This window comes from Mycobacterium sp., assembly GCF_049585075.1.
Lineage (GTDB): Bacteria > Actinomycetota > Actinomycetes > Mycobacteriales > Mycobacteriaceae > Mycobacterium.
On record NZ_JBAUZA010000465.1, the window covers coordinates 1 to 5,376 of the forward strand.

The window sequence follows — 5,376 nt, forward strand, 5'->3', positions numbered from 1 at the left end:
GCGATCGGCCCGGCGAAGGCGGTGACACCGAACTGCGTGACGACGACGTCGTGCAGCCGGTCGCCGGCATCCTCGACGTTCTGGACAACTACGCGTTCGTGCGCACTTCGGGTTATCTCGCCGGCCCACACGATGTCTACGTCTCGATGAACATGGTGCGCAAGAACGGTTTACGCCGCGGCGACGCGGTGACCGGCGCGGTGCGGGTGCCCAAGGAAGGCGAACAGCCCAATCAGCGGCAGAAGTTCAATCCGCTGGTGCGTCTGGACACCGTCAACGGCGGACCGGTCGACGACGTCAAGAAGCGTCCCGACTTCTCCAAGCTGACGCCGTTGTACCCCAACCAGCGGCTTCGGCTGGAGACCACCCCCGACCAGCTGACCACCCGTGTCATCGACCTGATCATGCCGATCGGCAAGGGCCAGCGCGCTCTGATCGTGTCGCCGCCCAAAGCCGGTAAGACCATGATCTTGCAGGCCATCGCCAACGCGATCACCCAGAACAACCCGGAATGCCACCTGATGGTCGTGCTCGTCGACGAGCGGCCTGAAGAGGTCACCGACATGGCGCGTTCGGTCAAGGGCGAGGTCATCGCCTCGACGTTCGACCGGCCGCCATCAGACCACACTTCGGTGGCCGAGCTGGCGATCGAGCGTGCCAAGCGGCTCGTCGAGCAGGACAAGGACGTCGTCGTGCTGCTCGACTCGATCACCCGCCTGGGCCGCGCGTACAACAACGCGTCGCCGGCGTCGGGCAGGATCCTGTCCGGTGGTGTCGACTCCACTGCGCTGTACCCGCCGAAGCGCTTCCTAGGCGCGGCGCGCAACATCGAGGGAGGCGGATCGCTGACGATCATCGCCACCGCGATGGTGGAAACCGGATCCACCGGTGACACAGTGATCTTCGAGGAGTTCAAGGGCACCGGTAACGCCGAGCTCAAGCTCGATCGCAAGATCTCTGAGCGCAGGGTGTTCCCTGCCGTCGACGTAAACCCCTCGGGCACAAGGAAAGACGAGCTTCTGCTGTCGCCCGACGAGTTCGGCATTGTGCACAAGCTGCGTCGTGTGCTTTCCGGTCTAGATTCCCACCAGGCCATTGACCTGCTGATGTCGCAGCTGCGTAAGACCAAGACCAACTACGAATTCCTGGTTCAGGTGTCCAAGACGACACCGGGCATGGACAACGACTGACCGGTCGGAAGCTCCGCTAGCTAGGCGTGTCGCGGAGCCTTTGCGTCTGTTCGGCACAATGGGCGCGTGGCGGAAACTATTCAGCAACTGCTTCGCACCCGCATTGACGACGTCACTCCGGCAGTCAAATTCGGCGATCGGGTTTGGAGTTGGCGCGATCATCTGGCGGACGCCTCAGCTGCGGCCGCCGCACTGATCGGTATCGCCGACCCCAAACGGCCCCTGCACGTCGGTGCACTGTTGGGCAACACCCCCGAAATGCTGACCGCGATGGCCGCGGCAGCGCTCGGCGGATACGTGCTGTGCGGCATCAACGACACCCGTCGCGGTGCGGCACTGGCCAATGACATCCTGCGGGCCGACTGTCAGATACTGCTCACCGACCCCGCACACCGCGCCCTGCTCGACGGTCTAGACCTGCCCGGCATCCGCGTCCTGGACACCTCCACCGATGAATGGTCCGGTTTGCTGGCGGCAGCCGGCCCGCTCGTGCCGCATCGCGAGGTCGAACCGACCGACACCTTCATGATGATCTTCACCTCGGGCACCAGCGGCGAGCCGAAGGCGGTTCGGGTCACCCACCTGACCGTGATTTTTGCCGGATCCACGCTGATCGAGCGGTTCGAGGTCGATTCATCCGGCGTCTGCTATCTGTCGATGCCGCTGTTTCACTCCAACGCGCTGCTGGCCGGCTGGAGCGTGGCGGTCGGCTCCGGTGCGGCGATGGTTCCCGCGACCTTCTCGGCATCCGGTTTGCTGCACGATCTACGCCGCTACGGCGCAACCTATATGAACTACGTCGGCAAGCCGTTGGCCTACGTGCTGGCCACCCCCGAGCAGCCCGACGATCGGGACAACCCGCTGCGGGTTGCGTTCGGCAACGAGGCAAGCGATCGCGACATCGCCGAATTCAGTCGGCGTTTCGACTGCACCGTATGGGACGGCTTCGGCTCGACCGAAGGTGCGATCATCATCACCCGCGAAGATGGCTGTCCGCCAGGCTCATTGGGCCAGGGCTTCCCCGGTGTGAGCATCTACAATCCCGACACGCTCGCCGAATGTCCGGTGGCCCGGTTCGACGATGACGGCGCGCTGAGCAATGCCGAGGAGGCGATCGGCGAGCTGGTCAACACCACGGGCGCCGGCCTGTTCGCCGGGTACTACAACGACCAGGAGGCCACCGACGCGCGACTCCGTCACGGCATGTTCTGGTCGGGCGATCTGGCCTACCGCGACGCGGATGGCTGGATCTACTTCGCCGGGCGCAGCGGCGAGTGGCTGCGCGTCGACGGCGAAAACATGACCACGGCTCCCATCGAGCGAATCCTGCAGCGGCTGCCGGCGGTCAGTCAGGTAGCGGTGTACGCGGTACCGGATGAGCAGGTCGGCGACCAGGTGATGGCGGCGTTGGTCCTGGTCGACGGGGCAGAGCTGACGCCCGGCGAGTTCGGTGAATTTCTGGCCAGCCAGTCCGACCTATCACCGAAGGCATGGCCGCGGCACGTGTGGATCACCGACGGCTTGCCCTCCACCGCCACCAACAAGATCCTCAAACGCGAGCTGAGGTCCCGCGGCGCTACCCCGGAGGGTGGCACGCTGTGGACGCGGACCGGGCGCGCCAGCGCTTACGTCACGGTCAATCAGGGCGGCGAAGGCCGCGCCGAATAACCACGTCAGTCCCGGTTAGCATGGGGAATGCGCAACCGTATGCGCGCGTTTAGGGGGAGAGCGGCTGACCTGGCATAATCAGGTGCCGAAGTCAAGGTTCCGGTTCACGTCCAGCTAGTTGGGACGACCCGGCGACCTGCGATCGAAGAGGAACTCATGAAATCTGGTATCCATCCGGCATACGGCGACACCACTGTCGTCTGCGGTTGCGGCAACACCTTCACGACCCGCAGCACCAAAGAAAGCGGGCACATCGTGGTCGAGGTGTGCTCGCAGTGCCACCCGTTCTATACCGGTAAGCAGAAGATTCTGGACAGCGGCGGTCGGGTCGCTCGCTTCGAGCGGCGCTACGGCAAGCGCAAGACCGGTGCCGACAAAGAGGCTTCGGCCGACAAATAGCTTGGACCGACGCCCGATCTGCTGCGGAAACCGCACCAGGCCGGGCGTCGTTTCGCGTTCGGGCAATTCTACAGCGCGGGAAGGACAAGCATGACGCAGGGCGTGCAGGCTATTGACGCGCTGCTGGCCGAACACGCCGAGCTAGAGCGCCAGCTGGCCGATCCCGAACTGCACAGCAACGCTGCCAACGCGCGCAAAGTCGGCCGTCGGTTTGCGCAACTGGCGCCGATCGTTGCCACCCACCGCAAGCTGGAGTCGGTGCGCGGAGACCTGGAGACCGCGCGTGAACTGGCTGCCGATGACGCGTCGTTTGTCGATGAAGTCGCCGAACTCGAAACGCGCGCTGCGGAACTGGACACTCAACTCACCGACATGTTGGCACCGCGCGACCCGCATGACGCCGACGACATCGTGCTCGAGGTCAAATCCGGTGAGGGCGGCGAAGAATCGGCTCTCTTTGCCGCTGACCTGGCCAGGATGTACATCCGCTACGCCGAGCGGCACGGCTGGACGGTAACGGTATTGGACGAAACCACCTCGGATCTCGGTGGTTACAAGGACGCGACGCTGACGATCGCCAGCAAAGGCAACTCGGCCGACGGTGTGTGGTCGCGGATGAAGTTCGAGGGGGGAGTGCACCGGGTGCAGCGGGTCCCGGTCACCGAATCCCAAGGCCGCGTGCATACTTCGGCCGCCGGCGTGCTGGTCTATCCGGAACCCGAGGAAGTCGGCGAAGTGCAGATCGACGAGTCGGACCTGCGCATCGACGTCTACCGGTCGTCCGGCAAGGGTGGTCAGGGCGTCAACACCACCGACTCGGCGGTACGAATTACCCACTTGCCCACCGGAATTGTCGTCACGTGCCAGAACGAACGCTCACAGCTGCAGAACAAGACCCGAGCCTTGCAGGTGCTGGCCGCTCGTCTACAGGCGATGGCCGAGGAGCAGGCACTGGCCGACGCATCAGCCGATCGTGCCAGCCAGATCCGCACGGTGGACCGCAGCGAACGCATCCGCACCTACAACTTCCCGGAGAACCGGGTCACCGACCACCGCATCGGTTACAAGGCACACAATCTCGACCAGATCCTCGATGGCGACCTTGAGGCGCTATTCGACGCTCTGAGCGTCGCCGACCGGCAATCCCGGCTGCAGCAGGCATGACGACTCAACTGCGGTGCGCGATCGACTCGGCTACGACGCTGCTCGCAGACGCTGGAATCGACTCCGCACGTTTCGATGCCGAGGAGTTGGCTGCGCATTTGACCGGCACCGAGCGGGGACGGCTGCCACTGATCGATTCGCCCGACGACGCGTTTTTCGACCGGTATGACGCCGCGGTCGCGGCGCGGTCGCGCCGAGTGCCGCTGCAGCACCTCACCGGCACAGCAGCTTTCGGGCCGCTGACGCTGTCCGTCGGTCCCGGCGTGTTCATCCCCCGCCCGGAGACCGAGGCCATGCTGGAATGGGCCACCGCGCAGTGCCTTCCGGAAGCTCCGGTGGTCGTCGATGTCTGCACCGGTTCGGGCGCGCTGGCGCTCGCACTTGCGCAGCGCTGGCCGGACGCGCGGGTACTCGGAATCGACGACTCCGACGCGGCCCTTGACTACGCTCGCAAAAACTCAGCGGGAACCGCGATCGAGTTGCTGCGCGCTGACGCCACCGACCCGCAGTTGCTCGCTGAACTCGACGGGCAAGTCGACCTCCTGGTGGCCAACCCGCCGTATGTGCCTCATGCCGCTGAGCTCGAACCTGAAGTCTCTCACTATGATCCGCCGCATGCTGTGTTCGCGGGCCGGGACGGGATGGCGGTGATCCCCGCCATCGTCGGGCTGGCTGGCAGGTGGTTGCGTCCGGGCGGCTTGTTCGCCGTCGAGCACGACGACACCACATCCCTGCGGACGTCTGGACTGGTCAGCAGCACAGGACTTTTCGACGACATAGTCGCCAGAACAGATCTGACCGGACGACCAAGATTCGTCACGGCACGCCGGAGTGGCTCGTGACTGATGTATTCGACTGTGCTGATCCCGAACAGCGTTCCCGTGGAATCGAATCGGCCGTCGGCGCCGTCAAAAACGGTCGGTTGGTTGTTCTTCCGACGGACACCGTTTACGGC

At 64.7% G+C, this 5,376-nt stretch carries 5 protein-coding genes and 1 pseudogene; all 6 read left to right on the forward strand.

Translation table 11 applies throughout. From position 1 onward, the window contains the following. The coding region (gene rho / locus WB785_RS21930; RefSeq protein ID WP_424081772.1) for a transcription termination factor Rho at positions 1-1,190 on the forward strand (1,190 nt) is incomplete at its 5' end. Positions 1,191-1,256: 66 nt separating this feature from the next. Beyond that, entirely contained in the window at positions 1,257-2,858 is a 1,602-nt protein-coding gene (fadD1, locus tag WB785_RS21935; RefSeq protein WP_424081774.1) for a fatty-acid--CoA ligase FadD1, read from the forward strand. Positions 2,859-3,014: 156 nt separating this feature from the next. Beyond that, a complete protein-coding gene (rpmE, locus tag WB785_RS21940; protein WP_424081776.1) occupies positions 3,015-3,257 on the forward strand; it encodes a 50S ribosomal protein L31 in 243 nt (80 codons plus the stop codon). Positions 3,258-3,347: 90 nt separating this feature from the next. Further along, entirely contained in the window at positions 3,348-4,421 is a 1,074-nt protein-coding gene (prfA, locus tag WB785_RS21945; RefSeq protein ID WP_424081778.1) for a peptide chain release factor 1, read from the forward strand. Further along, positions 4,418-5,263, forward strand: a complete 846-nt coding sequence (gene prmC, locus WB785_RS21950) for a peptide chain release factor N(5)-glutamine methyltransferase (RefSeq protein ID WP_424081780.1) — start codon at positions 4,418-4,420, stop codon at positions 5,261-5,263. Before prfA ends, prmC begins: the two co-directional genes overlap by 4 nt. Further along, positions 5,260-5,376: pseudogene (locus WB785_RS21955) on the forward strand (L-threonylcarbamoyladenylate synthase); the annotation flags it as partial. The gene prmC and the pseudogene WB785_RS21955, both read left to right, overlap by 4 nt.

Bases quoted from the DNA above. Each gene is read 5' to 3' on its own strand.
- prmC (WP_424081780.1), top strand. From the start codon at position 4,418: ATGACGACTCAACTGCGGTGCGCGATCGACTCGGCTACGACGCTGCTC.
- prfA (WP_424081778.1), top strand. From the start codon at position 3,348: ATGACGCAGGGCGTGCAGGCTATTGACGCGCTGCTGGCCGAACACGCC.
- rpmE (WP_424081776.1), top strand. From the start codon at position 3,015: ATGAAATCTGGTATCCATCCGGCATACGGCGACACCACTGTCGTCTGC.